This is a genomic window from Burkholderia sp. RF4-BP95 (assembly GCF_001521985.1).
In the GTDB taxonomy this organism is placed as follows: Bacteria; Pseudomonadota; Gammaproteobacteria; order Burkholderiales; family Burkholderiaceae; genus Burkholderia; species Burkholderia diffusa.
The window spans coordinates 123,185-147,270 of sequence record NZ_LOSX01000073.1 but is presented as its reverse complement, the minus strand read 5'-3'; the positions used below and the strand labels follow the sequence as shown (position 1 = coordinate 147,270).

Genomic DNA, 24,086 nt, shown 5'->3' with positions numbered 1-24,086 from the left:
TGAATCGCCGGCTGGATTTTCGCGGTGCGATATGAATGACGACGGCGGCAGTCGGCACACATTATCCGGATCCATTTCATTTGCTAATTGAAAGCACGGATTTTCAACGTCCCGCCAGGCACGTTCGAATCAGGCGCACGTGAAATCGCCGTTTTGAAATGAAAATGAAAGCCGTGAAATCGATCGATTCCCGGCCGGCACGGCGTGTTACGAAAACAGGCTCATCAGATAGAGCATCGGCCGGAACGACATGGGTCGCGCATCGGGATCGAGCCACAGGCGCAGTGCGTAGATCGCGTATGCGGGCACTTCCCGCCAGCTCGAATAGATATCGCGCCACTGGAAGCGGCGCGGATACGCGGCCGAGATGTTCGCGGGCGCGATGCCGACCCGCTCGAACGCGAGGCGCGCCCGCGCGAGGTGGTAATACTGGCTGACGATCAGCACGCGCGACATCCGGTGCGCCTGCATGTACGCGCGCGTGTGCTGCGCGGTCGCGAGCGTGTTGTCGCCCTGGTCGTCGACGGCGATCCGGTCGGCCGGCACGCCGCGCGCGACCAGATGGTCGCGCATCGCGGTCGCCTCGTTCAGCCCTGGGCCGTCGATCGCGCCGCTGACGAGGAACGCCGGACACTGCCCGGTGCGATAGCAGCGCACGCCGACATCGAGCCGCGCCGCGAGCACCGGTTTCGGCGCGCCGCCGTCGTCGAGCGCATTGCCGAAGATCACCGCGACGTCGGCCGGCGCGCTCGGCATCCGCATCCCGGTTCCGACGAGCACGACGGCCGCGACGATCCACAAACACGCGAAAGCGGCCAGCACGCGGCCGATCCGGGCCGCACGGCCCTTCTTGAAACGCTGGTTCAAAGGTGTCGGACTCCTGGGGAAGCATGCCGCCGGTTTGCACGGCACACGGCCCGGCATGCTGCCACGGCGCGCTTGCGCCTGTCCAGGTAACGCGGTCGATACGACCTGCCGAGCGTGTCCGGAGAATCCGGACGACGTTCGGCATGCTGGCGATTCGGGGTTCGAAAGACCGGCGAGGAGTGCCAATGCGCCGGCCCGGCCGGCGTCAATCCACCGGACACGTCGCGAGCCGCCCCATCGCCTCCCCCGCGCCGCGCACCGCGCAGGTGGCCGGCTCGTCGGCGATCCGCGCGGTCAGCCCGGTCTCGTCGCGCAGCAGGCGTTCGAGGCCCGCGAGCAGCGCGCCGCCGCCCGTGAGCACCACGCCGCGATGGGCGATGTCGGTCAGGAGTTCGGCCGGCGCATTCTCCAGCACCGACTTCACCGCGCCGATCACCTGCTTGAGCGGTGCGGCCAGCGCGTCCGCCACGTCGTGGTTGGACAGCTCGATCGAGCGCGGCAGGCCGTCCGCGACGCCGCGCCCGATCGCGCGCGTCGACGTGCGCGGCACCGCGCTGGTGGCCGAGCCGATCGAATTCTTCACGCGCTCGGCGGTCTGCTCGCCGAGCAGCACACCGTACAGGTTGCGCACGTGGTTGACGATCGCCGCGTCGAACTGGTTGCCGCCCACCCGGATCGCCTCGCGGTAGACGATGCCGCCGAGCGCGATCACCGCGACTTCGGTCGTCCCGCCGCCGATATCGATCACCATCGAGCCGACCGGCTCGGTGACCGGCAGGCCCGCGCCGAGTCCGGCGGCGAGCGCTTCCTCGATCAGTTCGACGTCCGATACACCGGCGGCGAACGCGGCCTCGCGGATCGCGCGGCGCTCGACCGCCGTCGCATCCGACGGCACGCACAGCGTGACCTCGACGCGGCGGCCGAAACGCGAACGCGTGCGCGACATGTCGATGAAGCGGCGGATCATCTGCTCGGCGGCGTGCGCATCGGCGATCACGCCATGCCGCATGGGCCGCACGGCCTCCAGATGCCCCGGCTCACGGCCGAGCAGCGCCTTCGCGAGCTCGCCGACCGCTTCGAGCGTCGGTCGCGCGTCGGTCGCGCCGCCCTTGCGAAAACACACGACCGACGGCTGGTTCAGCACCACGCCGCGCTCGTGCGTATAAATCCGCGTACTCGCCGTTCCAGGGTCGATCGCAACGGGTTGCGCAAACAACTTTCCGAACAGCGGTGTCGACATATCAAGCCTTTTTTTGAACAAACCGGCCGAAATGGCCAGGCCGCGTTCCCGCGGCGCGCTTTTACCGCCCCATCATGGACTTAGCGGCAAATCGTTCCGGTACTTTAGACAATTCCGATGATTTTTTCGCGACGAGATTGCCGAATGTGCGTTTCGGCAGGCCCGCGGCTACGCATCGGCCTCTCGCGTCGCGCTTGTAAAACACGGTAATCTCTCGGTCTTGCCTGCTCCCGGCAGGCGTCCGACGACCGATCACGCCAGGTATTCCTCCATGACAGCGACCGCTTTTCCCCGCTGGCTCGGGGTGCGCCCACTCGGCGCAACGCTCGTTGCGCTCTGGTGCTGCACCGTTGCCGCGCAGCCCTTGCCGGCCGCCGACACCCCCGCCGGCCCCGTGACGGCGGCCACTGCCGCCGCACCGGGCGCGCTCGCCGCGACGGCCGCCGCCCCCGCCGCCAAGCCCGCACCGACCTGCAACGCCGACGGCGGCCCGGCCGGCCGGCCGGCGATCGGCCTCGTGCTGTCCGGCGGCGGCGCCCGCGGATACGCGCACCTGGGCGTGCTGAAGGTGCTCGAGGAGAACCGCATTCCGATCGACTGCATCGCCGGCACCAGCATGGGTGCCGTGGTCGGCGGCCTGTATGCGAGCGGGATGGCCGCCGACGAGATGCAGAAGCAGCTGTCGGAGGTGAACCTGGCCGACATCGCGTTCGACGTGACCGACCGCGCGGACCTGCCGCAAAGCAGCCGCGAGGACGAGCGACTGTACATCAACAGCCTGACGCTCGGCTTCGGCAAGAAAGGCGTGAAGGCGCCGGTCGGCCTCGTGCAGGGCAACCGGCTGCAGGCGCTGCTCGCGAACTGGACCGCCGCCGTGCCGACCAACCAGCCGTTCGACCAGTTGCCGATCCCGTATCGCGCGGTCGCGACCGACCTGCAGACGGGCCAGATGGTCGTGCTCGACCACGGCTCGCTGCCGCTCGCGATCCGCGCGAGCATGGCGATGCCCGGCCTGTTCGCGCCGGCCGAGATCAACGGCCGCGCGCTCGTCGACGGCGGGCTCGTCAGCAACCTGCCGGTCGACACCGCGCGCCAGATGGGGGCGAAGGTCGTGATCGCCGTCGACATCGGCTCGCCGCTGCGCCCGCTCGACGCGCTCGCATCGCCGGCCGACGTGATGCAGCAGATGGTCGGCATCCTGATCCGCCAGAACGTGACGTCCCAGCGCAAGCAGCTCGCCGCGCAGGACGTGCTGCTCACGCCCGACCTCGGCGCGCTCGCGTTCACCGATTTCCAGAACGCGAAGCAGGCGATCGCCGCCGGCGCGGCCGCCGCGACCGCGGCGCTGCCGCGCCTCAGGCACTTCGCGCTCACGCCCGAGCAGTACGCGGCCTACCGGTCCGCGCATGCGCAACCGCTGCCGCCGCCGATCCGCATCACGCGGATCGAGATCAAGACGACCGGCGGCGTGCCGAAGCGTGTCGTCAGCGACGCGCTGCATGTGAAACCGGGCGACACCTACGATCCCGCGACCGTCAGCCAGGACCTGCTCGGGCTGACGACCGGCGGCAATTTCGAGAGCGTGACGCAGCAGATCGTGAGCCACGGCGACGAGAACGTGCTCGAGATCGATGCGCGGGAGAAATACTGGGGGCCGAATTTCCTGCTGTTCGGCGTCGGGATGTCGAGCAGCTCGACCGACGAGGGCGGCTTCCGCCTGCACGTCGGCTACCGGCGGCCGTGGCTCACCGAATCGGGCCTGGAGTTCCGCGCGGACACGACGATCGGCAGCGATCTGCAGTCGGCGCGCGTCGAATTGCGCCAGCCGCTGCCGGCCGCGTACGGCTTCTACATTTCGCCCTATGCGGAATACCAGCGCCGCTACGTGAACCTGTACGACAACAGCGGCGAGGTGAAGCTGAATCAATACTTGATGCAGACGGCGCGCACCGGGCTCGACTTCGGCCTGCCGATCGCACGGCTCGGCGACTTCCGGATGGGTATCGGCTACGCGACGGGGCATGGCTCGCCGAACTACAACCTGCCATTCCCGTTCGACGACGGCAGCTCGACGCTGATCTGGCCGAGCTTCACGTCACAGGCGCTGACTGCGCGTGCGCGGCTCGTCATCGATCAGCTCGACGATCCGATGTTCCCGCGGCGCGGCTACTACGGCGAATTCCGTGTCGAACGGTCGCTGTGGTCGCACAACACCCAGTCCGCCCAGGACCTCGCCGATGCGTCCAACACGCCCTATACCGAACTCTACGGCAAGGCGATGATCGCGCAGCAGTTCGGCCGGCACAGCGTCAGTGCAACGATCGAGGGCGGCAAGAGCATCGGCGGCACCAACCTGATCAACGCGTTCAACTTCACGCTCGGCGGATTCCAGCATCTGGCCGCGTATGCGGCCGACCAGCTGACCGGCAACGAACTCGCGTACGGCAACGTGACCTACATGAACCAGCTGATGACGTTCAACGCGTCCCCGATCAAGGCGCTGTCGGTCGGCGCCAGCGCGGAAGTCGGCAACGTGTGGTCGAGCGGCGTGAACGTCGGCGGCGGCACGCTCAAGCAGAGCTACACGTTCTTCACGAGCCTGTCGACCGCATTCGGTCCGCTGTACATGGGTGTCGCGCTCGCGCCGGGCGGCCGGCGCAACATCTACCTGCAGCTCGGCCGCACGTACTGACGGCGCTCAGATCGGCCAGCTGATCTCGAAGCGCGCGCCGCCGAGCTCGACCGGATCGACGACCGCGATCCGGCCGTTGTGCGCGTGGAGCACCTGCCGCGTAATCGCGAGGCCGAGCCCGTAGCCGCCCGTGCGGCGGTCGAGACGCACGAACGCATCGAAGATCCGCTCGCGCTCGCTCTCCGGCACGCCCGGGCCGTCGTCCTCGACGAAGATCGCGATGTTGCCGTGCTCGATCGCGATCCCGACGACGATCCGCGACGCCGCATATTTGCTCGCGTTGCGCAGCAGGTTGCGCATCGCGTACGACATCAGCCGCCGGTCCATCTTCACGCGCAGGTCCGACGCGATCGCGATGCGCGACTCGATCGCGCGCTCCGGATACAGCAGCTGCGCGTCGCTGATCTGGTGCTCGAACCACGCGACCGGCGCGGTCAGTTCGAGGTTCGACTGCAGCGAGCTGTATTCGAGCCGCGCATACGTGAGGCTCATGTCGATCAGCTCCTCGAGCTCGGTCACGTCCTGCGCGATGCTCTCCAGCGCACCGTGGTATTCGGCGGCGGAGCCCGGTTCGCGCAGCATCTCGAGCGCGAAACGCACGCGCGCGAGCGGCGTGCGCAGCTCGTGCGAGATCCCGTTCGTCAGGTCGCGCTGCGCGGCGATCAGCCGTTCCATGCGCATCGCGAGCGCGTTCAGCGTGCGCGCGAGCGGGCCGATGATCACGCTGTGCGACTCCCGTGCGCGCGTGTTGAAGCGCCCGCCGGTGAAGTCGATCGCGCGCTCGCGCACCATCACCAGATCCGACCAGACCGGCCGCATCCACCGATACGCGGCAAGCGCGGGCGCGGCGAACACGAACGCGAGCACGATCCAGATATCGCCCGGCAGCGCGTCGAACGCGTGCCACACGACTTCCGGCGACAGCACCACACACAACGCGAGCGCCGGCACGAGCGCGGTCAGCAGCACGAGGCCGAGCAGATGCAGGTAAGTCCGCACGTACAGGCGCGACCAGCTCGGAATGCGGTCGGCGCGCGTGTCGGTCCACGCGCGGCGGAAATGCAGCCAGCGCCATTTGACATAGCGCGGCGCCGAAAGCGGCGCTGCGTCGGGATGCGAAGGGGTGCGTCGGATCATCGCGGCTTCCGGCTATCGTGCGATGCGGGGATGCGGCGGCCGACGGCGTCGTGCCGGGCCGGCGTCATTCCCACGCATGCTTGCTGAACTGGTAACCCTTGCTGCGGATCGTCTTGATCCGCTGCGGGTTGCCCGCGTCGTCGTGCAGCTTGCGGCGCAGCTTCGAGATGCGCCCGTCGATCGTACGGTCGAGACCGTCGAACTCGACGCCGCGCAGCTGCAGCATCAGGTCGTCGCGGCTGACGACTTCTCCCGCGTGGCACACCAGCACCCACAGCAGGTCGAACTCGGCCGACGTGAGGTCGGGTGAGCTGCCGCCCGGCAGCACGACCGAACGGTCGGTGCGGTCGATCGAGAACTGGCCGAACGTGTAGCGCTCCGGCTGCGGCGCGGCACCCTCGGCCGCGCGCGCGGGGACGCGGCGCAGCTGCGCCTTGATCCGCGCGAGCAGGATGCGCGGCTCGACCGGCTTGTGCACGTAGTCGTCGGCGCCGAATTCGAGGCCGAGCAGCTCGTCGAACGGCTCGTCGCGCGCCGTCACCATGATGATCACGCCGTCGTACTGCTTGCGCGCCTCGCGGCAGATCTCGAAGCCGTCCTTGCCCGGCAGGTTCACGTCGAGAATGACGAGATCCGGGCGCGTGGACAGGATCGCCGGCACGGCGGCGTCACCGTGCAGCACAGTGTCGACTTCGTAGTCGTTCTTGCGCAGGTAGCCGGCGATCAGCGTGGACAGGCGGGTGTCGTCTTCGACGAGCAGGATGCGAAAAGACATGGGCAACGGTCGGATCATACGGGGAGACCGTGGCGGCGGCGGGCTTGCGCCGGCCGCCGGCCATCGGCCGAAACGTACCGCATGATACTGCGCCCGCCGATTGCCCGTTTGAAGATCTGGAGAATAAGGGCGCGATGGCTGCCGCGCTTGACGAATCGGCGCCGAAACGGTTCCATACGGGCTCTTTGAAAATCGGGCTCCGCGCCCGCCCTGCCTCGTACGCGATGAACTATCAGCCGATCCTCGAACGCATCCACGCCGAACTCGCCCCCTGGATCGGCCAGGGACGCGTTGCCGACTACATTCCCGAGCTCGCGAAAGTGCCCGCCGACAAGTTCGGGATGGCCGTCGTGACGCTGGACGGAAACGTTTACACCGTCGGCGACGCGCAGGAGCGCTTCTCGATCCAGAGCATCTCGAAGCTGTTCGCGTGCACGCTCGCGTTCCAGTTGCTGGGCGATGCGCTGTGGGAACGGGTCGGCCGCGAGCCGTCCGGCACCGCGTTCAACTCGCTCGTTCAGCTCGAAAGCGAGCGCGGCAAGCCGCGCAACCCGTTCATCAACGCCGGCGCGCTGGTCGTCACCGACGTGCTGTGCCGCCGCTTCGTCAAGGCCGAGACGGCGCTCGTCGAGTTCGTGCGGCGGCTGATCGGTGTTGGCGACGTCGACTACGATTCGCGCGTCGCGCTGTCGGAACTGGAACATGCGGAACGCAACCGCGCGATGGCGCATTTCATGGCGAGCTTCGGGAACATGCAGATGCCGCCCGATACCGTGGTGGACGCGTATTGCCGCCAGTGTGCGATCACGATGAACTGCATCGAGCTTGCGCAAGCGGCGCTGTTTCTCGCGAACGGCGGCATCGCGCCCGTCACCGGCGAGCGGGTCGTCGATGCGAGTTCGGCGAAGCGATTGTCGGCGCTGATGTTGACCTGTGGCACCTATGACGCGGCGGGCGACTTCGTTTATCGCGTCGGCTTGCCTGCCAAGAGCGGGGTCGGCGGCGGGATCGTCGCGGTGCTGCCGGGTGACATGGCCGTGTGCGTGTGGGCGCCGGGACTCGATGCGAATGGGAACTCGTTGGCGGGGACGTTGGCGCTGGAGTGGTTGACGACTTATACGGGGAGGTCGATTTTTTGAGGGGGCGGGGTTGGGTTTAGGCGTACCTCATTTGGCGCAATGTCGGTGGGTTCATATCGGCGGGCGCCGGTACGTTCGACGGGGAAGTCGGTTTTCGGCAGCGATCGCCCCATCGCGGTCAAACGGTCACCACGGTGATCATCGGCTTTTGGAAATCACGTCATTCATGTATTCATTCAGATCGCGAAAATCCTGAACGGTCCATGCGTGTGGCGCCAGCTTTACGCCGTTCTCCCTCAAAGTTCTCGGAATCAGGTCTCCGTTCGGACGAAGTATTACTGACGAGACAATGACGCCTGGATAATCATGGAGTCGCTTTTTGAACGCAGCAGTTGTGAGGTCAGGTGTGGCAGGATTGCTTTTCTTGGCCAGTGGCCCGGTGCCCTTGATATCTACGCCATGGCACATCGCGCATCTCTGTATATAGAGATTTTTCCCGTTGATGTTTTGCGAGAAGGATAGCGAAGGTTGAGTCAACACCAACGCTCCTAGCGAAGCGGCGAACAATTCTCTTGCTTTCATTTGGCCTTGTCGTATCACGCAAGTCGTCGGGCGGGTGAGTATAAACTCGTAATCGCGGAATGGCCGCTCTTGGCAGCAGACTCACGTGGAGGGCCGCTTCCGACCCGGAACGGACGGTTGAACTTGCCGATAGCGGCCATTCGCTGCACGACTTTGTTCCGGGTCGCAAGAGCAATTGGTCAAACCCGGTGCGCTATTCGTTTTCGATGTACCCCGTGAACGGACGGCGATTTGCGATCGTCGCCAGTCATGAGGCGTTTTGCTGGCTTTCGCCCGTTCGCTCTTTGGCCGCGCGAATGTATGCGTCTATCTGCCACTCCTCGTAACCTAGAAGGAATCCCTCCATGCGTTCAAGTGATTCGTTCCAGCCGTTCACTTGCCCCGTATGCCAAAGAAGGATATAGGCATCAATTCGCCACGCCTCGTCAGGTCGCGCATACAAAACGCGCCTTGTACGGTAGCCTTTCAGAATTTTTGTTTCGACGTACTCTCTCTTTAGAAATCGCCCATCCGTCACATAGCAGTCGAATAGTTTCTCTGGAATCACGCTGTCGTCTGTCAACGATGGGTATTCTTCGTAGAAGGCGGCAAAGGGTTTCATGCCGTCAAGCATCAGCGCAAGCTCCCGATTTGTGTGGACTTGGTAAGGAAGGTCATCAAGCCAATGACGGGGTCTAAGAATTGCCGAGGCCGATTCTCCAATCGAGAAACCGAAATGCGATGAGAATCTAGCCGTCTCGCTCGCGTCCAACTCATAGTCACAGTCTGCGTCAAATTCCTTGTCTACCAACAAAGAGGAAATGACAGACGAATTCGGCACTTCGATCGAAAAGCTCTTCGCAGGACACGCTGTGTTCACGTCAATGGTTTCGAGGATGAATTTCATGACCATATCGAAGCCCCCGAAGTTTGGTGCTGAAGATTGTCGCGCAATCTAGCGCCATCAGTCCAACGTCCGCTTCTGGCTGCGGATTCAACCCGTCGATGCAACACACTTGAAGCTGCGTAGCAGCAAGGAGTGTTGCATCGACGGGTTGAATCCGCAACTCGGAGCGGTCAGTCGAATTCAGCCAACCCAGACGTTGACGCGCCCACCCAGAAACCGCCAACGTCAGCAAGGTACTTATATGCAAACAAAATCAGGGGCGCAGGGGCTATCGTCTGGCAAAGCGTCCGTCGGAGTGTTCAAAGCTTAACTTCATTAAGTGCTGCACGGAAACGCACTTCGTCACGGGTGACCAAGAACAAGCCGGGTGTACCCGACCCAAGCACATGCAGAGGCTCAAACTTGATAACCTGCCCCCAGAATTGCTCCGTGTACTCGTCATCGAAGTTGAGCGCGCTAAAACCTAAGCGATTCACAAAGTTTGCGTGCGGCTCATACTCGTTAAGCCTATCGTACACGTACCACTCGTCAAAGCCTGGCATCGGAAGCTGCGATACCGCCTTGACTAACGGACTGACCGCGAGTTTGCCGATCGTCGACCACCCCGCCATGAATTCCTCATCGGTCGGCATATACGGGCCGCTGTCGCAACTCGCGATTGCAACATGCCGCCCGAGCACAAGTTCCGGGCAGCGTAGAACTAAGTCCTCGATAGCCCCGTCAGTCCCGTCGCTCCATTCGGCAATCAAATACCCAGCTCGTTCACCAGTTCGCATTAGTCTCACCTCGCTCGATCTCAGAAGTTTTGGTTCCCTTGATCATGAAATTCCACTTATCGCGCGATGCCCCTTCTATGCTGCGGGTGACGGAAACCCAGACCGGATTCGTCTCGCCCCATACCAAATTGTCGACGACTTACTGGGGAATGTCGACCGACCGAAATTGGCCGGTAGCAGTCGTCCACGGGCTCGCCACTCGCTTACGGGATCACGTGCCCGGCCACATTGACCGAGTTCCGCCCCCCTTGCACTGAAATGGTTGACGACGTATAACGAGCGATCGATTTTCTGAGACACCGAAATGACTCATGGGAGAGCATCAGTCATGCAACCGGAACACGCTTCAGATCTCGCAACGACTCATCACGCCAACGCGGAAGGCCGCACGCACTCACCGATTCCCCCGATCGTGCCCGCGCAAACCGCACTGATCGTCATGCACTATCAGACCGACATCCTCGGTCTCTTTCCATCGGTCGCCCCCACCCTGCTCGCCAACACGCGCAAGCTGTGCGATGCAGCCCGGGCGGGCGGCGTCCACGTCTGTTTCGCGAATCTCCGCTTCAGCCACGGCTATCCGGAGGTCAGTCCACGCAACAAGAACGGCCAGGGAATCAAGCAGCTCGGCCTGTTCGTCGACGACGGCCTGTGCCCGGAACTCGGGCGGCTGGACAACGAGCCGCTGACCATCGCACATCGCGCGAGCGTGTTCTTTCGCACCGACTTGCAGGCACGGCTCGTCGCGCAGGGTATCGACACGCTGATCCTCGTCGGGATCGCGTCGACCGGCGTCGTGCTGTCGTCGGTTGCGCACGCAAGCGATGCGGATTTCCGGCTGTATACGGTGAAGGACTGCTGCTACGACCCGGATGAGGTCGTGCACGACCACCTGTTCGCGACGGCGTTCGAGACGCGCACGACGGTGTTGTCGCTCGCGGATGCACTGCGACTGCTCGCATAGACACGCAACACCCGCACCACGCCGGCCGGAACGCACCCGACCGGCGCTCCCCACACAACTTCGCGCGTTACTTCGCGATATACACGCCGGACGTCGGGCACGTGCCCTGCGTATTCCCGTCCGTCACGAGCGACGCCGCGCTCGGAAACTGGGTAGTCGCATTCGTCTTGACCGCGATCCACGCCTCCGTGAAATAGCTGACGCCGTTCGTCTTCGTACACTTCAGCGACACCGCGCTGCGCGTATTGCTGCCGAACGCGCCTTCGAACGCGGACAACAGCTGATTGCGCGTCACGGTCTTACCCGCGTTCGCCTGCAGGAACGCGTTGAACGACGTGTTGCCGAGCCGGCTGATCATGCCGGCCGCCTCGTTCCAGTACGCATCCGGCGACGCCGAATTCGAGCAGGTGCCGTGCTTGAACCATTCGTGCTTGTCGAGGCACGACGCCACGCCCGGCATGTAGGTCGACAGCGTGTTGCGGGTCGCGGTGCTGACCGGATACGCATCCATGCTGCACCACTGGTGCGCGTTGTCGAGATCGACGTCGCTCTGCGGCACGCCGCAGTAGAACGGCTGGTTGCCGTCATATCTGTTCGGCCACAGGCCATGCAGCGACAGGCTCGTCGCCGCGTACGTGCCGGCAAGGTTCGTACATTCCGGCGTGTCGTGCGACGCGCAGAAGCCGGGCTCCCACGAAGCCGCGAGCAACAGGTAGTCGTAGCTGGTCTGCGCGACGGCGTGCAGCGAGGCGGATGCGACGGCGAGTGCGGCCGCGGCGCGGGCGAGCGTCTTGAGCATGGCGTTTCCTCGGAAAAGGCTTGCGGTCGCGGGATGCGCCGCAAGATTGTCGAATGTCTGCCTGCGATTGTTGCCTGCGCAACGTTGCATCAATATGAAGGTGGACGAAGGAATTCGTAGTGCAACGCCGAACCTCTTGTTTCCTGCAACGGATCCTCCCCACGATGACGGCCACCCAGCCAGGCATGCCCTACCGCGTCGAGATCGGAAACGGGCGAAGCCATGTGCTCACCGACGACACCCCCGCGCTGACGACCCGCTACCGAGCTGCGTGCACGCACGCGCGAGACCGGCGCCACGCGATTATTTCACCGACGCGGCTTCCGATCCACCCGGCGACAGTGCCGCACTGTCCTGCTCGCGCCACGCGCGGCGCGACGCCATGATCGCCTTCACGGCCGAGCGCGCGACCTTCCACCACGCGAACGGCCGCGGATCGGCGAGCATGCTGAGCGCGCGCGCATAGTCGAGCGTGAGCCCGGGCGTCCAGGCCATCGTCACCGCACGCTTGCGGATCTGCGCGGCGACCCACAGCTCGGGCGTGAGCAGCAGCCGGACGAATGCGCCCCACCCGGCCCGCGTGCCCCCGAGCCGCCACACCGCGCCGTCGAGCGCCGCTTCGAGCGCATTCGACACGGTGCTCGAGCAGTTGCGGTGCGTGAGGTTGTATGTGACGGTCTGCCGATACGACGACCAGAATGCGGCCAGCTTCGCCGGATCGTAATTGCGGATCCGCACGCGCACGGTGGACGGACACCACGCTTTCGACTCGGTCGCATAGTCGGGCTGAAACAGACCCGGCACGTCGTTCTCGCGCGTCGCACGCAGGATCCGCGTGAATTCATCCGGAGAACGATCGATCTCGACCGCCGGATAGAGGCTGATGTAGATGCCCTCGGGCGACTCCAGCGCCGCGTGACCCGTGGAGATCACGCCGTTGACGTCCACCGCCGCGATGTAGCGGTCGATCACCGGATAGCGCTGCGCTTCGGCCTTCGACGTGCCGGTCGGCGTCCACACGTGCACGGTCAGCGCGTGCTCGTGGTCGGCCGGCGGGCCGTCCCATTCGGATTGCGTGAAGCGCGGGATGTCGGGCGCCGCGTCGATGTCCGGCACGATCGACGGCGCCGGCGACGTGACGAACGCGGGGTTGCGCGTCAGCCGCCGCACGCGCGCGGCAAGGCTCAGCATGTGCATCCCGCCGAACATCAGCAGCAGGCCGAGGCAGTACGGCACGGTGCCCACATAATGGGTCGGATACGGCTGATAGAAGAAGACCGCGAGCAGGATCTCGACGACGCCCCACGCGAATGCGACGTTCCAGCGCCGATAACGCACCATCCACGCGGACGTGCATTGCAGCAGCCCGTCGACGAGGAACAGCGTGCCGAAGATCATCGACAACAGGAAGTGGCCGTGATGATGGCCCGCGAACACGAGCCCGGCGGCCACCACGACCGCGATGCCCTTCACGTAGCGCAGGATGCGCTGCCCGCCGACGCCGCTGCCGGCCACCGCGAGCGTCGCGAGCCCCTCGATCAGGAACAGCCATGCGAACAGTTCGATCGGAAAATGCAGCGCACCGTCGAGCGCGTCGACGAAGATGCCGACGCCCGCGACGACCCACAGCCAGCCCAGCACGGTCAGCCCGCGCCAGCGCGTTCGCAGATATTCGATGCCCAGCAGCAGCAAGACCAGTCGTACCATGGCGCCCTCGTATGTATTTTCGGGATACGCGCTGGCACGCATCTCCTGTCATGCCGACCGCCGCATCATGCCTCGACATGCACAATGGCAGCCGGCGCGCTCCGCTTTCGCCGAATAATAAGATATGGATGAGCCGGTTGAAAGCCCGGCGAAAACAATTCCGGCGAGTCAGAACGCCCGACGTCACGCTCTTCGTGATTCAGGCACCCCCGGAATAACGGCCGATTCATCCATTTCGCAACGCGGCGCCAGCACGGCCCGCATCCCGAACGGAACACGAACATGCCCGCCTCACCGCTTCACACTCCGCCGCTCGGCCCGCAACTCAAGCGTTGGCGCACGCTGCATCGCATGAAGCAGAGCCACGCGGCCGAGTTGTTCGGCGTCGCGCAATCGACGATTTCGCGCTGGGAAGCCGGCATCCAGCAGATGTCGCCCGACGAGCGCGCGATGGCCGAGCGGCTGCTTGCCGCGCGTCTCGATTCGGCCGGCGACCACGCGCTCGCGCGGCTGATCGCGAGCAGCACGGCCCGCATGCATCTCGTGTGCGATCTCACGCATCGTCTGCTCGCGTGCTCGCCGTCGCGCGCGGCCGAGTTTTCGCGGCCGCTGCCGATGCTGCTCGGCACATCGCTGTGGCGCTACGCGACGCCGGAAATCGTCCGCATGGAAGCCGCGCTCGACCCGCTCGGCTGGCACGATCGCGCGGGGCCGCCGAGCGTCGAGTTCGCGACCGGCGCCAATGCGTCGCGCATCGTGCCGATCCGCGGCAGCACCTGCCGATGGACGCGGATGACGCTGTCGGACGGCTCCGCCGCGCGGCTCGTCGAAACGCTGTAGCAAGCGCGGCGCGCATATTTCATGCGTGGACGCATCGCGTCCGCGCGACGTACGCTTGAGGGCTCGATTCAAGCACTTCACTGCCATGAACCTCGACACGATCCACGCGCGGCTCGATTTCCTGCGCGAAGCCGAACGCCTGAAAAACGTGCTGCGCAGCGGCCATACGTCGACCGGGCGCGCCGAAAGCACGGCCGAACACAGCTGGCGGCTGTGCCTGATGGCGCTCGTGTTCGCCGATGCGCTGCCCGACGTCGACACGACGAAGCTGCTGAAGCTGTGCGTCGTCCACGATCTCGGCGAAGCGCTGCACGGCGACATCCCCGCGATCGAGCAGGCCGCGCATCCGGACAAGAGCACGCACGAACGCGACGACCTGCTGACGCTGACGGCCGGGCTCGATCGCACGTTGCGCGACGAGATCGTCGCGCTGTGGGACGAATACGAGGCGGCGGCATCACCGGAAGCGCGCGCCGCGAAGGCACTCGACAAGCTCGAGACGATCCTCCAGCACAACCAGGGCAGCAATCCGCCGGATTTCGACTACGCGTTCAATCTCGGCTACGGTCGGCGCTACACCGACGCGGCGCCGCTGTTCGGCGCGATCCGCGCGATCGTCGACGCGGACACGCAACGCCGGATCGACGCTCGCGGCGACGGCACGTAAGCGCGCGGAACCGGCCGCGCGCGACACTGCGCGCATCATTCGCACACCGCCGCCCTGCGCCTTGCCGGCGCGAACGCCACCGCGCTCGCGGTCGCGAGCACGGCCACGCCGGCCGCGCCGTACACCATCACCCAGCCGAACCCGTGCACGAGCGCCGCGTGCAGCGCCGTGCCGGTCGGGTCGGCCTTTGCGAGCGCCGGCGCGATCGCCTGCAGCCCGTCGGTGCGGCCCGACGCGATCTGCTGCGCCAGCATGCGCAGCGTCCCCGCATCGACCGCCCCCGCGACGCCCGCCTTCAGGCTCGCGACGATCCCCGCGACCAGCACGAAGCCCATCGCCGCGATGTTCAGCGCGAGCGAGATCATCCGCGCGCTCATGTCGATGCCCGACGCCATCCCGGCCCGCGAACTCGGCACCGCGCCCGTCGTCGTGTTCGTGACGGGCGTATTGGTGAGCCCGAGCCCGATGCCGGCGATCACGCAGCCTGGCAGCATCGTGAGCCAGCTGGCAGGCTCGACGCCGCTGCCGATCCGCATCAGCGCGAACCCGGCCGCGATCGTGAACAGTCCGCCCGGAATCACGACACCGGGCCCGTAGCGCAGCGCGAGCCGCTCGCCGACCGGCGGCGCGACGAGCGTCGGCAGCGTGTACGCGAGCAGCGCGAGGCCGGCCGTCACGCTGTCGTAGCCGAGCGCGACCTGGAACCAGATCGGCAGGTAGATCATGAACGGCCAGAAGCTGAAGTTCATCCCCATCGAGCCGAAGATCGCGCCGGTGAACGCGCGAATCCGGAACACGGAGAAATCGAACATCGGCCGCGCGCTCGTGCGCTCCGCGACGAAAAAGCCGGCCAGCGCGAGCACGGTCGCGCCGAGCACGCCGAGCCCGGCCGCACTCGTCAGCCCCAGCTCCGCGCTCTGCGTGATATAGAACGCGAGGCCGAGCACGGCCAGAGACAGCGTGACGATGCCCGCGACGTCGAGCGTGCCCGCATGCGGATCGCGCGACTCCTGCACCGCGCCGCCGATCAGCACGAGCGCGATGGCCGCGAGCGGCGCATGCACGAGGAACACCCACGGCCAGCTCGCCAGCGCGACGATCGCGCCGCCGACGATCGGCCCGAAGCCGAGACCGATCCCGAACACGATCCCCCAGATTCCGAACGCGCGACCGCGCTCGCGCCCTTCGCGAAACTGCTGCGACAGCACCGCGATCTGGCAGATCAGCATTGCGCCGCCGCTCGCGCCCTGCAGCAGCCGGCCCGCGACGAGCACCGGCACGTTCGGCGCGAGCCCGCACAGCAACGACGTCGCGCCGAACAGCACGGTGCCGATCACGTACACGCGCTTGCGGCCGAACCGGTCGGCGAGCGTGCCGGCCGCCATCAGCACCGTCGTGCACGCGATCGTGTACGCGTTCATGATCCACTGCATGCCGTTGAAGTCGCCGTGCAGCACGTGTTCGAGCGTCGGCAGGATCACCGGCACGCTCGAGATCTCGAGGCCGAACATCAGCGACGTGAGACAGACGGCCGCGAGCGCGACCGCATTCCTGCGGGAGTCGGATAGCGTCATGCGTATTGCGCGACGGCCCGCGACAGGCCGCGCGCCTCCAGATAAGAAAGATGCGCCGCGTGCGGCCGGCAACGCACGCTGAACGGGAATCGGTACTATAGTGAGAATTTCCCTCCCCATTGACGCGACCATTTCTCCAGACTGGGGAATCACAGGACGCAATCAACCCATCCTGCCATGACGGACAGACTCGACGGCGTCACGACCTTCGTCCAGGTCGTGGAATCCGGCAGCTTCGCGCTTGCCGCGGAACGGCTCGACATGACGCGCTCGGCGGTCGGCAAGGCGATCGCGCGGCTCGAGAAGCGGCTCGGCGCGCGGCTGCTGCAGCGCACGACCCGCAGCCAGAGCCTGACGGACGACGGCCAGGCGTACTACGACCGCTGCGTGCGCGCGCTGGCGGAGCTGGAAGCGGCCGAAGCCGATCTCGATAGCGGCCGCAACGAAGCGCGCGGCAAGCTGCGGCTGAGCGTGCCGCTCGCATTCGGGCATCACTGCGTGACGCCGATCGTGCTCGACCTCGCGCGCACCTATCCGCATCTGCGGATCGACGTGTCGATCACGGACCGTTTCGTCGATCTGGTCGAGGAAGGGATCGACCTCGCGGTGCGGATCGGCACGCTCGCGGACAGCACGAGCCTCGCGGTGCGGCGCCTCGGCACGCAATACGGCAGTCTCGGCGCGGCGCCGTCGTATCTCGCGCGCTACGGGATACCGCAATCGCTCGACGACCTCAGGCACCACCGGGCGATCGCGTATTCACGTTCGGGCGTCGTGCAGCCGTGGGACCTGCGCGCGCCGGACGGCTCGACGGTGCGCATCGACATGCCGCACCAGCTCAGTTTCGACGATGTGCAGGCGATCGCGGCGGCAGGCGCCTCGGGGTTCGGAATCGCATGGCTGCCGAGCTGGCTGCTCGATCATTACGTGAAGCGCGGCGAGATGGTCGTCGTGCTCGATCGCTGCTTCGTGTGCGAAGGCGACATCCACGCGATCTGGCCGAAAACGCGCTACCTGCCGCGCAAGACGCGCTGCGTGATCGACGCGCTCGTGCAGGCGGTGCCGCCGATGATCGAGCGCTGAGCGCGAAAGCGCGGAAAGAAAAACGGGTTGAAGCCGACGCGCCGCACGGGCGCGTCGGCACATCGCGTCACCTCACGCCGCGCCGAGATCGGCGAGCGGATGCGCGAACAGTTTCCACGGCGACGTCAGGAAATGCCGCACGCGCTCGGCGCGCAACTCGACGAGCGACGCCGGCGCCCAGCGCGGCTTGCGATCCTTGTCGACGAGATGCGCGCGCACGCCTTCGCAGAAGTCGCCCTCCTCGATCGCGCGCGCCACGATGCCGAGTTCCATCCGGAACGACTCGGCCAGCGTCATCTGACGGCCGCGCAGCAGCGCTTCGCGCGTCACGCACAGCATCGTCGGCGAATGACCGGTGAGCGCGTCGAGCGTCGCCTGCAGCCATTGACGGTGCTCGCGCGCCAGCTCGTCGCGTTCAAGATCCTGCTTCAGCGTCGCGACGATCCGTTCGACGGTCGAGCGCTTGTCGAAATGACGGACGATCCACGCCATCTGGCTGTCGAGCGCCGAATGCGGCACGACGTTGCACGGCGGCTCGAACACCTTGCGCAGCGCCGGCAGCACGTCGCCGTCCCACTTGACGCTCTCGATGCGCGTCTCGAACGTATCGAGCCACGACGACGGCACGCACAGGTCCGCGAGCTTCGCGGTCAGCGCATCGGCGCCCGACAGCATTGCGCCCGTCAACCCCACGTACAGTTCGAGTTCGACCGGCATGCGCGACAGGAAATGCGTCGCGCCGACGTCGGGCACGAGGCCGATGCGCGTCTCCGGCATCGCGATCTTGCTGCGCTCGGTCGCGACGCGCAGCGCCGCGCCTTGCGCAAGGCCCATTCCGCCGCCCATCGTCACGCCGTCCATCAGCGCGACGATCGGCTTCGGGAACGTATGGATCGCGTAGTCGAGCCGGTATTCGTCGACGAAGAACGGCAGCCAGGTCTCGCGCTGCGCGACCATCCGGTGCAGCGCGCGCACGTCGCCGCCCGCGCAGAAGCCCTTCTCGCCCGCGCCGCGCAGCACGACCGCGACGATCTGGTCGTCGGTGCGGCAGCGTTCGAGACGCGCGGCCAGCTCGCCGATCATCGGATAGGACAACGCATTGAGCGCGGCCGGCCGGTTCAGCGTGATGAGCGCCACGCGGTTCACCACGCGGAACAGCACCTCCGGTGCGGGTTGCGCGAAACTGCCATGAGTCGTGACCGGCGTGCTCATCGTTGCGGCTCTCCATCGGTATGCCATTGCGGCGCGCGCTTGCCGAGAAACGCGGCCACGCCTTCGCGCGGATCGTTCGTGTCGAACAGGTCGACGAAGCGTTCGCGCTCGACCGCGAGCGCCGCGCCGCGCGGCACGCCGCGGCGCGCGAGGCCGATCAGTTCCTTGCTGTATGCAACCGCGTGCGGGCTCTGCCGCGCGACGTTGCGCGCGAGCGCCAGCGCCGCATCGCGCGCCGCGCCGCTTTCGACCACGTCCTCGACGAGGCCGATCCTGAGCGCCGTCGCCGCGTCGACGCGCGTGCCGGCCAGGATGATCTTCTTCGCCCAGCCTTCGCCGACGAGCCAGGGCAGCGTCTGCGTGCCGAGCCCGCACGGCAGCAGGCCGACCGACGGTTCGGGCAGCGCCATCTGCGCGTGCGTCTCGGCGATCCGCAGGTCGCACGCGAGCGCGCATTCGAGGCCGCCGCCCATCGCGTAGCCGTTGATCGCCGCGATCGTCACGACGCGCGCGTCATGCAGCGCCTCGAACGCCGCGCCGAAGCGCGCGGCCATCGCACGCGCGACCGCGCGGTCGCCGTCGGCGAACGTGTTCAGGTCGGCGCCCGCGCTGAAGAACTTCGGGCCGTCGCCGGTGATCACCAGCGCGCGCACGCGCGGGTTCGCGTTCAATTCGGCGACGGTGTCCTGCAGTTGCAGCAGCCCGTCGGCGGTAAAGGCGTTCGCGGGCGGACGCTTGAGCGTCGCGCACGCGATCGCGCCGTCGTCGACGTAGTCCAGTTCGATCATGAGGCGTCCTTCTTCGTGGCCGGTTGGTACAGGCGGATCACCGCCGAGAAATCGAGTTGCCCGTCGCCGCGGCTGCTCATCGTCTGGTAAAGCTGCTGCGCGAGCGCGCCGAGATAGACGGGCTGGCGCGCCTGCTTCGCGGCGTCGTTGGCGAGGCCGAGATCCTTCAGCATCAGGTCGGTGCCGAAGCCGCCGCTGTAGCCGCGCGACGACGGCGCGGTGTCGATCACGCCCGGATACGGGTTGTAGGTATCCGAGCTCCAGCAGCGGCCCGTCGACGTATTGACGATGCCGGCCAGCACCTTCGGATCGATGCCGAGCGCGACGCCGAGCGACATCGCCTCCGACACCGCCGCCATCGAGATGCCGAGCACGAGGTTGTTGCAGACCTTCGCGACCTGCCCCATGCCTGTCGCGCCGCAATGGACGATGTTCTTGCCCATGCCGGCGAGCACGGGCTTCACGCGCTCGAAATCGGCGTCGCTGCCGCCGACCATGAAAGTCAGGGTGCCGGCCGCCGCGCCGCCGGTGCCGCCCGACACGGGCGCATCGACGAACGCGCCGCCGTGCTCGCGCACGAGCGCGCCGAACGCCTGCGCGCTCGCCGGGTCGATCGTGCTCGAATCGATCACGGTCGCGCCGGCGCCGAGGCCGGCCAGCACGCCGTTCTCGCCGGCGAGCACCGAGCGCACGTGCGGCGCGGCCGGCAGCATCGTGATCACGAACGCCGCGCCCGATGCCGCATCGCGCGGCGACGCGGCCACCTGCGCGCCGGCATCCTGCAGCGCGCGCAACGCGTCGGCGCTCAGGTCGAACGCGTGCACTTCATGGCCGGCCTTCAGCAGGTTCAGCGCCATCGGCGCACCCATGTGGCCCAGTCCGATAAATCCGATCTTCATGTTCGTGTCCTCCCCGGCTCAATGCAACCGGATCGTCGTGTTCACGGGGCCGGCCGTCGTGTCGTCGTCGAACCAGCGCGCGGTGACCGTCTTCGTCTGCGTGTAGAACTGCACGACCTGCTTGCCGTACGGGCCGAGATCGCCGAGCTTCGAGCCGCGCGAACCGGTGAAGCTGAAGAACGGCACGGGCACCGGAATCGGAATGTTGATGCCGACCTGGCCGACGTCGATCTCGCTCTGGAACTTGCGCGCGGCCGCGCCGCTCTGCGTGAAGATGCCCACGCCGTTGCCCATCGGGTTCGCGTTGACGAGCGCGATCGCTTCGTCGAGCGTGTCGACTTCCATCACGACCAGCACCGGCCCGAAGATTTCATGCGTGTAGACCGTCATGTCGGTCTTCACGCCGGAGAAGATCGTCGGCCCGATGAAGTTGCCTTCCTCGAAGCCGGCGACCTTCACGTCGCGGCCGTCGAGTTCGAGCTTCGCGCCTTCCTTGATGCCCGTGTCGATCAGCGACAGGATGCGCGCCTTCGCGCCGCGCGACACCACCGGCCCGACGTCGGTGCCCGCTTCCGAGCCCGCGTTGACCTTCAGCAGCTTCGCCTTCGCGACGATGTCCGGCAGCCAGTCGCGCGCGTTGCCGACGAGCACGGCGACGGAGGTCGCCATGCAGCGCTGGCCGGCCGCGCCGAAGCCCGCGCCGACCAGTGCATTGATCGCCTGCTCGCGGTTCGCGTCGGGCAGCAGGATCGCGTGGTTCTTCGCGCCCATCATCGACTGCACGCGCTTGCCGTGCTGGCTGCCGAGGTTGTACACGTGCGTGCCGACGGCCGTCGAGCCGACGAACGAGATCGCCTTCACGAGCGGATGCGTGCAGATCGCGTCGACCACTTCCTTGCCGCCGTGCACGACGTTCAGCACGCCCTTCGGCACGCCGGCCTCGATCGCGAGTTCGACGAGTTCCATCGTCGACATCGGATCCTGCTCCGACGGCTTCAGCACGAACGTGTTGCCGCACACGATCGCCATCGGGAACATCCACAGCGGAATCATCGCGGGGAAGTTGAACGGCGTGATGCCCGCGCACACGCCGAGCGGCTGGCGCAGCGTGTAGGTGTCGACGCCGCCCGCGACGTTCTCCGCGAACTCGCCGAGCTGCAGCGTGCCGACCGAGCACGCGTGCTCGACCACTTCGAGGCCGCGGAAGATGTCGCCTTCGGCGTCGGGCAGCGTCTTGCCCTGCTCGGCCGTCAGCGTCTTCGCGATGCGCTGCAGGTTCGCGCGCACGAGATCCTGGAACTTCAGCATGATGCGCATGCGCGCGGAAATCGGCGTGTTCTTCCACGTCGCATACGCGGCGTGCGCGGCCTGCACGGCCGCGTCGACTTCCGCGACGGTCGCGAACGGCACGCGCGCGAGGACCTGCTGCGTCGCCGGATTGACGATGTCGCGCCACTCGCTCGTGGTGGACTCGACGAAGGCGCCGTCGATCAGCAGCTTGACCGTCGGCACGTCTTGCCCCGTGCGGGGCGTCGGATTCGCGTTCATCGATGCACTCTCCTTGCAGTGGGCCGTGTAGCGTCATGCCACGCGCGGCCGGTTCAATCGGTGTTGCGGGCGACGGCCGCGACATGCGGCGCGCATGGCCCGCGACAGGTCATTTCAGTTCCGCGGCGAAATCTTCTTCCCAGTATTCGCCGGGCATCCGCGTGGCCGCATCGTCGCCGCGCTCGATCTCGCGGCGGCGCAGCTCGACGCGGCGGATCTTCCCGGAGATGGTCTTCGGCAGCTCCGCGAACTGCAGGCGGCGGATGCGCTTGTACGGCGCGAGCTTCTCGCGCGAGAAGCGGAAAATCTCCAGCGCCAGCGCGGGGCTTTCCTCGTAGCCCTGGCGCAGCGTGATGAAGGTTTTCGGCACCGACAGCCGTACCGGGTCGGGGCTCGGCACGACGGCCGCTTCCGCGATCGCCGGATGCTCGATCAGCACGCTTTCCAGTTCGAACGGGCTCAGCCGGTAGTCGGACGACTTGAACACGTCGTCCGCGCGGCCGATGTAGACGTAGTAGCCGTCGTCGCCGCGCATCGCGATGTCCGACGTGCGGTAATGGCCATCGCGCATCGCGTGGGCCGTCGCGTCGGGATTGTTCGCGTAGCCCGTCATCAGCCCGACCGGACGCATCACTCCCGCACCGATCGGCAGCGCGACCTCGCCTTCGCCGACGGGCGCGCCGTCCGGGTCGAGCAGCGCGATCCGGTAGCCGGGCAGCGGGCGGCCCATCGAACCGGCGACGACCGGCTGGCCCGGCGTGTTGCCGATCAGGCAGGTCGTCTCGGTCTGGCCGTAGCCGTCGCGAATCGTGATGCCCCACGCCTTCTTCACGCGCTCGATGATCTCGGGATTCAGCGGCTCGCCCGCGCCGACGATCTCGCGCAGCTTCACGTCGAACGACGCGAGCGGCTGCTGCACGAGCATGCGCCACACGGTCGGCGGCGCGCATAGCGTGGTCACCTGGTATTTGACGAGCGCGTCGAGCACGACCTTCGGCTCGAAGCGCGCGTAGTTGAACGCGAACACGCACGCCTGCGCGTTCCACGGCGCGAAGAAGCAGCTCCACGCATGCTTCGCCCAGCCCGGCGAGCTGATGTTCCAGTGAATGTCGCCCGGCTGCAGGCCGACCCAGTACATCGTCGACAGGTGCCCGACCGGATAGGTGCGATGCGTATGCTCGACGAGCTTCGGTTTCGACGTCGTGCCCGACGTGAAGTACAGCAGCATCGGATCGTTCGCGTGCGTGACGGCGTCCGGCTCGAATGCGGCGCTCGCCGCGTAGCCGTCGTTCATCGCGAGCCAGCCCGCGCGCGGCGCGCCGGCGACGATTTTCTGCGCGAGGCCGAGATCGGCCTGTTCGAATTTCGCGGTTTCGCTCTCGTCGACGATCGCGTATTTCGCGCCGCCGATCTGCACGCGATCGCGCACGTCGTCGGCCGACAGCTGCGTGGTCGCGGGCAGCACGATCGCGCCGAGCTTCATCGCGGCGAGCATCGCGTCCCACAGCTCGACACGGTTCGGCAGCATCAGCAGGATCCGGTCGCCGCGCACGACGCCGATGCCGCGCAGCCAGTTCGCGATCCGCGACGAGCGCTCGGACATCTGCGCGAACGAATACGGGTCGCCCGTGCCGGTTGCCGCGTCGACGATCCACAGCGCGGGCTTGTCGTTGCCGCGCGCCATCGGGTCGAAGTAGTCGAGCGCCCAGTTGAACGCATCGAGCACCGGCCATTCGAAATCGCGGTACGCGGTTTCGTAGTCGGTGCGATGGCGCAGCAGAAAGTCGCGTGCGTCCAGGAATGCCTGTACCGTCATCGTGTCGTCTCCGTCTCGAGTCTCCATGCCCAGCGGTCAACCGTGCACGCGCCGCGGCGCATGCACGGTTCCGTGTCGCGCGGCGCACGGTCACGTCGTTGCGTGCCGCGTTTGCCGCGCTGCCCTCGTGCCCTGCCTGTTTGCCTGCCTTATTG

Annotated in this window: 21 protein-coding genes; 6 read left to right on the top strand and 15 right to left on the bottom strand. The window is 66.6% G+C overall.

The window, feature by feature from the left end; all coding sequences use genetic code 11:
- Nucleotides 1–207: 207 nt before the first annotated feature.
- Together WS46_RS25045 and WS46_RS25040 are read right to left on the bottom strand one after the other, a co-directional pair.
- On the bottom strand, nucleotides 208–867 hold the full coding sequence (locus tag WS46_RS25045; protein WP_059692103.1) for a YdcF family protein: 660 nt from the start codon (nucleotides 865–867) through the stop codon (nucleotides 208–210).
- A gap of 205 nt (nucleotides 868–1,072) precedes the next feature.
- Nucleotides 1,073–2,107, bottom strand: a complete 1,035-nt coding sequence (locus WS46_RS25040; RefSeq protein ID WP_059526935.1) for a rod shape-determining protein — start codon at nucleotides 2,105–2,107, stop codon at nucleotides 1,073–1,075.
- A 271-nt stretch (nucleotides 2,108–2,378) separates the two neighbouring features.
- Here WS46_RS25040 and WS46_RS25035 point away from each other — a divergent pair, with 271 nt between their 5' ends.
- On the top strand, nucleotides 2,379–4,799 hold the full coding sequence (locus WS46_RS25035; protein WP_059692102.1) for a patatin-like phospholipase family protein: 2,421 nt from the start codon (nucleotides 2,379–2,381) through the stop codon (nucleotides 4,797–4,799).
- A 6-nt stretch (nucleotides 4,800–4,805) separates the two neighbouring features.
- On the opposite strand, the gene WS46_RS25030 is transcribed toward WS46_RS25035, so the two are convergent.
- Both WS46_RS25030 and WS46_RS25025 read right to left on the bottom strand, forming a co-directional pair.
- Nucleotides 4,806–5,936: an ATP-binding protein gene (locus WS46_RS25030; protein ID WP_059692101.1), complete on the bottom strand. Its 1,131-nt coding sequence runs from the start codon at nucleotides 5,934–5,936 to the stop codon at nucleotides 4,806–4,808.
- Between the two features lie 64 nt (nucleotides 5,937–6,000).
- Nucleotides 6,001–6,711: a response regulator gene (locus WS46_RS25025; RefSeq protein ID WP_059526956.1), complete on the bottom strand. Its 711-nt coding sequence runs from the start codon at nucleotides 6,709–6,711 to the stop codon at nucleotides 6,001–6,003.
- 224 nt (nucleotides 6,712–6,935) lie between these two features.
- Here WS46_RS25025 and WS46_RS25020 point away from each other — a divergent pair, with 224 nt between their 5' ends.
- Nucleotides 6,936–7,850 (top strand): glutaminase, encoded by a 915-nt coding sequence (locus tag WS46_RS25020; protein WP_059692100.1) that lies wholly within the window; start codon nucleotides 6,936–6,938, stop codon nucleotides 7,848–7,850.
- Between the two features lie 138 nt (nucleotides 7,851–7,988).
- Here the strand turns inward: WS46_RS25020 and WS46_RS34500 are convergent, their stop codons facing one another.
- From WS46_RS34500 to WS46_RS25010, 3 genes are all read right to left on the bottom strand, one after another.
- Complete coding sequence (locus WS46_RS34500; protein WP_082725396.1) at nucleotides 7,989–8,372, bottom strand: cytochrome c; 384 nt, start codon at nucleotides 8,370–8,372, stop codon at nucleotides 7,989–7,991.
- Between the two features lie 247 nt (nucleotides 8,373–8,619).
- A complete protein-coding gene (locus WS46_RS25015) occupies nucleotides 8,620–9,258 on the bottom strand; it encodes a hypothetical protein (RefSeq protein WP_156443182.1) in 639 nt (212 codons plus the stop codon).
- A gap of 299 nt (nucleotides 9,259–9,557) precedes the next feature.
- Nucleotides 9,558–10,034, bottom strand: coding sequence for a hypothetical protein (locus WS46_RS25010; protein ID WP_059692098.1), 477 nt, complete (start codon nucleotides 10,032–10,034; stop codon nucleotides 9,558–9,560).
- A gap of 328 nt (nucleotides 10,035–10,362) precedes the next feature.
- On the opposite strand from WS46_RS25010, the gene WS46_RS25005 reads away from it, so the two are divergent.
- Nucleotides 10,363–10,998, top strand: coding sequence for an isochorismatase family cysteine hydrolase (locus tag WS46_RS25005; protein ID WP_059692097.1), 636 nt, complete (start codon nucleotides 10,363–10,365; stop codon nucleotides 10,996–10,998).
- Nucleotides 10,999–11,065: 67 nt separating this feature from the next.
- Here the strand turns inward: WS46_RS25005 and WS46_RS25000 are convergent, their stop codons facing one another.
- Nucleotides 11,066–11,797, bottom strand: a complete 732-nt coding sequence (locus WS46_RS25000; protein ID WP_059692096.1) for a ribonuclease T2 — start codon at nucleotides 11,795–11,797, stop codon at nucleotides 11,066–11,068.
- Nucleotides 11,798–12,100: 303 nt separating this feature from the next.
- A complete protein-coding gene (locus WS46_RS24995; RefSeq protein WP_059692095.1) occupies nucleotides 12,101–13,504 on the bottom strand; it encodes an HdeD family acid-resistance protein in 1,404 nt (467 codons plus the stop codon).
- 282 nt (nucleotides 13,505–13,786) lie between these two features.
- Here WS46_RS24995 and WS46_RS24990 point away from each other — a divergent pair, with 282 nt between their 5' ends.
- A complete protein-coding gene (locus WS46_RS24990; RefSeq protein ID WP_059692094.1) occupies nucleotides 13,787–14,344 on the top strand; it encodes a helix-turn-helix transcriptional regulator in 558 nt (185 codons plus the stop codon).
- An 85-nt stretch (nucleotides 14,345–14,429) separates the two neighbouring features.
- Complete coding sequence (locus WS46_RS24985) at nucleotides 14,430–15,011, top strand: HD domain-containing protein (RefSeq protein ID WP_059692093.1); 582 nt, start codon at nucleotides 14,430–14,432, stop codon at nucleotides 15,009–15,011.
- A 35-nt stretch (nucleotides 15,012–15,046) separates the two neighbouring features.
- Here WS46_RS24985 and WS46_RS24980 read toward each other — a convergent pair whose 3' ends face one another.
- Nucleotides 15,047–16,585 (bottom strand): MFS transporter, encoded by a 1,539-nt coding sequence (locus WS46_RS24980; RefSeq protein ID WP_059692092.1) that lies wholly within the window; start codon nucleotides 16,583–16,585, stop codon nucleotides 15,047–15,049.
- A 177-nt stretch (nucleotides 16,586–16,762) separates the two neighbouring features.
- On the opposite strand from WS46_RS24980, the gene WS46_RS24975 reads away from it, so the two are divergent.
- Complete coding sequence (locus WS46_RS24975; RefSeq protein ID WP_059692091.1) at nucleotides 16,763–17,668, top strand: LysR family transcriptional regulator; 906 nt, start codon at nucleotides 16,763–16,765, stop codon at nucleotides 17,666–17,668.
- Nucleotides 17,669–17,740: 72 nt separating this feature from the next.
- Here WS46_RS24975 and WS46_RS24970 read toward each other — a convergent pair whose 3' ends face one another.
- The 5 genes from WS46_RS24970 to WS46_RS24950 all read right to left on the bottom strand — a co-directional run bounded on the left by WS46_RS24970 (nucleotide 17,741) and on the right by WS46_RS24950 (nucleotide 23,931).
- Nucleotides 17,741–18,880, bottom strand: coding sequence for an enoyl-CoA hydratase/isomerase family protein (locus tag WS46_RS24970; RefSeq protein WP_059692090.1), 1,140 nt, complete (start codon nucleotides 18,878–18,880; stop codon nucleotides 17,741–17,743).
- Nucleotides 18,877–19,668, bottom strand: coding sequence for an enoyl-CoA hydratase (locus WS46_RS24965; protein ID WP_059692089.1), 792 nt, complete (start codon nucleotides 19,666–19,668; stop codon nucleotides 18,877–18,879). Before WS46_RS24965 ends, WS46_RS24970 begins: the two co-directional genes overlap by 4 nt.
- Nucleotides 19,665–20,567: a 3-hydroxyisobutyrate dehydrogenase gene (gene mmsB / locus WS46_RS24960; RefSeq protein WP_059527008.1), complete on the bottom strand. Its 903-nt coding sequence runs from the start codon at nucleotides 20,565–20,567 to the stop codon at nucleotides 19,665–19,667. The genes WS46_RS24965 and mmsB overlap by 4 nt, the downstream gene beginning before the upstream one ends.
- A gap of 18 nt (nucleotides 20,568–20,585) precedes the next feature.
- Nucleotides 20,586–22,115 (bottom strand): CoA-acylating methylmalonate-semialdehyde dehydrogenase, encoded by a 1,530-nt coding sequence (locus WS46_RS24955; protein WP_059692088.1) that lies wholly within the window; start codon nucleotides 22,113–22,115, stop codon nucleotides 20,586–20,588.
- Nucleotides 22,116–22,224: 109 nt separating this feature from the next.
- The gene (locus tag WS46_RS24950; protein WP_059692087.1) at nucleotides 22,225–23,931 is read right to left on the bottom strand and encodes an AMP-binding protein; all 1,707 of its coding nucleotides are present in this window, start codon (nucleotides 23,929–23,931) and stop codon (nucleotides 22,225–22,227) included.
- Nucleotides 23,932–24,086: the final 155 nt, after the last annotated feature.

Coding starts and splice junctions, on each gene's coding strand:
- WS46_RS25035 (WP_059692102.1), top strand. CDS start 2,379: ATGACAGCGACCGCTTTTCCCCGCTGGCTCGGGGTGCGCCCACTCGGC.
- mmsB (WP_059527008.1), bottom strand. CDS start 20,567: ATGAAGATCGGATTTATCGGACTGGGCCACATGGGTGCGCCGATGGCG.
- WS46_RS24975 (WP_059692091.1), top strand. CDS start 16,763: ATGACGGACAGACTCGACGGCGTCACGACCTTCGTCCAGGTCGTGGAA.
- WS46_RS24950 (WP_059692087.1), bottom strand. CDS start 23,931: ATGACGGTACAGGCATTCCTGGACGCACGCGACTTTCTGCTGCGCCAT.
- WS46_RS24985 (WP_059692093.1), top strand. CDS start 14,430: ATGAACCTCGACACGATCCACGCGCGGCTCGATTTCCTGCGCGAAGCC.
- WS46_RS25000 (WP_059692096.1), bottom strand. CDS start 11,797: ATGCTCAAGACGCTCGCCCGCGCCGCGGCCGCACTCGCCGTCGCATCC.
- WS46_RS24955 (WP_059692088.1), bottom strand. CDS start 22,115: ATGAACGCGAATCCGACGCCCCGCACGGGGCAAGACGTGCCGACGGTC.
- WS46_RS24980 (WP_059692092.1), bottom strand. CDS start 16,585: ATGACGCTATCCGACTCCCGCAGGAATGCGGTCGCGCTCGCGGCCGTC.
- WS46_RS25010 (WP_059692098.1), bottom strand. CDS start 10,034: ATGCGAACTGGTGAACGAGCTGGGTATTTGATTGCCGAATGGAGCGAC.
- WS46_RS24995 (WP_059692095.1), bottom strand. CDS start 13,504: ATGGTACGACTGGTCTTGCTGCTGCTGGGCATCGAATATCTGCGAACG.
- WS46_RS24990 (WP_059692094.1), top strand. CDS start 13,787: ATGCCCGCCTCACCGCTTCACACTCCGCCGCTCGGCCCGCAACTCAAG.
- WS46_RS24965 (WP_059692089.1), bottom strand. CDS start 19,668: ATGATCGAACTGGACTACGTCGACGACGGCGCGATCGCGTGCGCGACG.
- WS46_RS24970 (WP_059692090.1), bottom strand. CDS start 18,880: ATGAGCACGCCGGTCACGACTCATGGCAGTTTCGCGCAACCCGCACCG.
- WS46_RS25015 (WP_156443182.1), bottom strand. CDS start 9,258: ATGAAATTCATCCTCGAAACCATTGACGTGAACACAGCGTGTCCTGCG.
- WS46_RS25025 (WP_059526956.1), bottom strand. CDS start 6,711: ATGTCTTTTCGCATCCTGCTCGTCGAAGACGACACCCGCCTGTCCACG.
- WS46_RS34500 (WP_082725396.1), bottom strand. CDS start 8,372: ATGAAAGCAAGAGAATTGTTCGCCGCTTCGCTAGGAGCGTTGGTGTTG.
- WS46_RS25005 (WP_059692097.1), top strand. CDS start 10,363: ATGCAACCGGAACACGCTTCAGATCTCGCAACGACTCATCACGCCAAC.
- WS46_RS25040 (WP_059526935.1), bottom strand. CDS start 2,107: ATGTCGACACCGCTGTTCGGAAAGTTGTTTGCGCAACCCGTTGCGATC.
- WS46_RS25030 (WP_059692101.1), bottom strand. CDS start 5,936: ATGATCCGACGCACCCCTTCGCATCCCGACGCAGCGCCGCTTTCGGCG.
- WS46_RS25020 (WP_059692100.1), top strand. CDS start 6,936: ATGAACTATCAGCCGATCCTCGAACGCATCCACGCCGAACTCGCCCCC.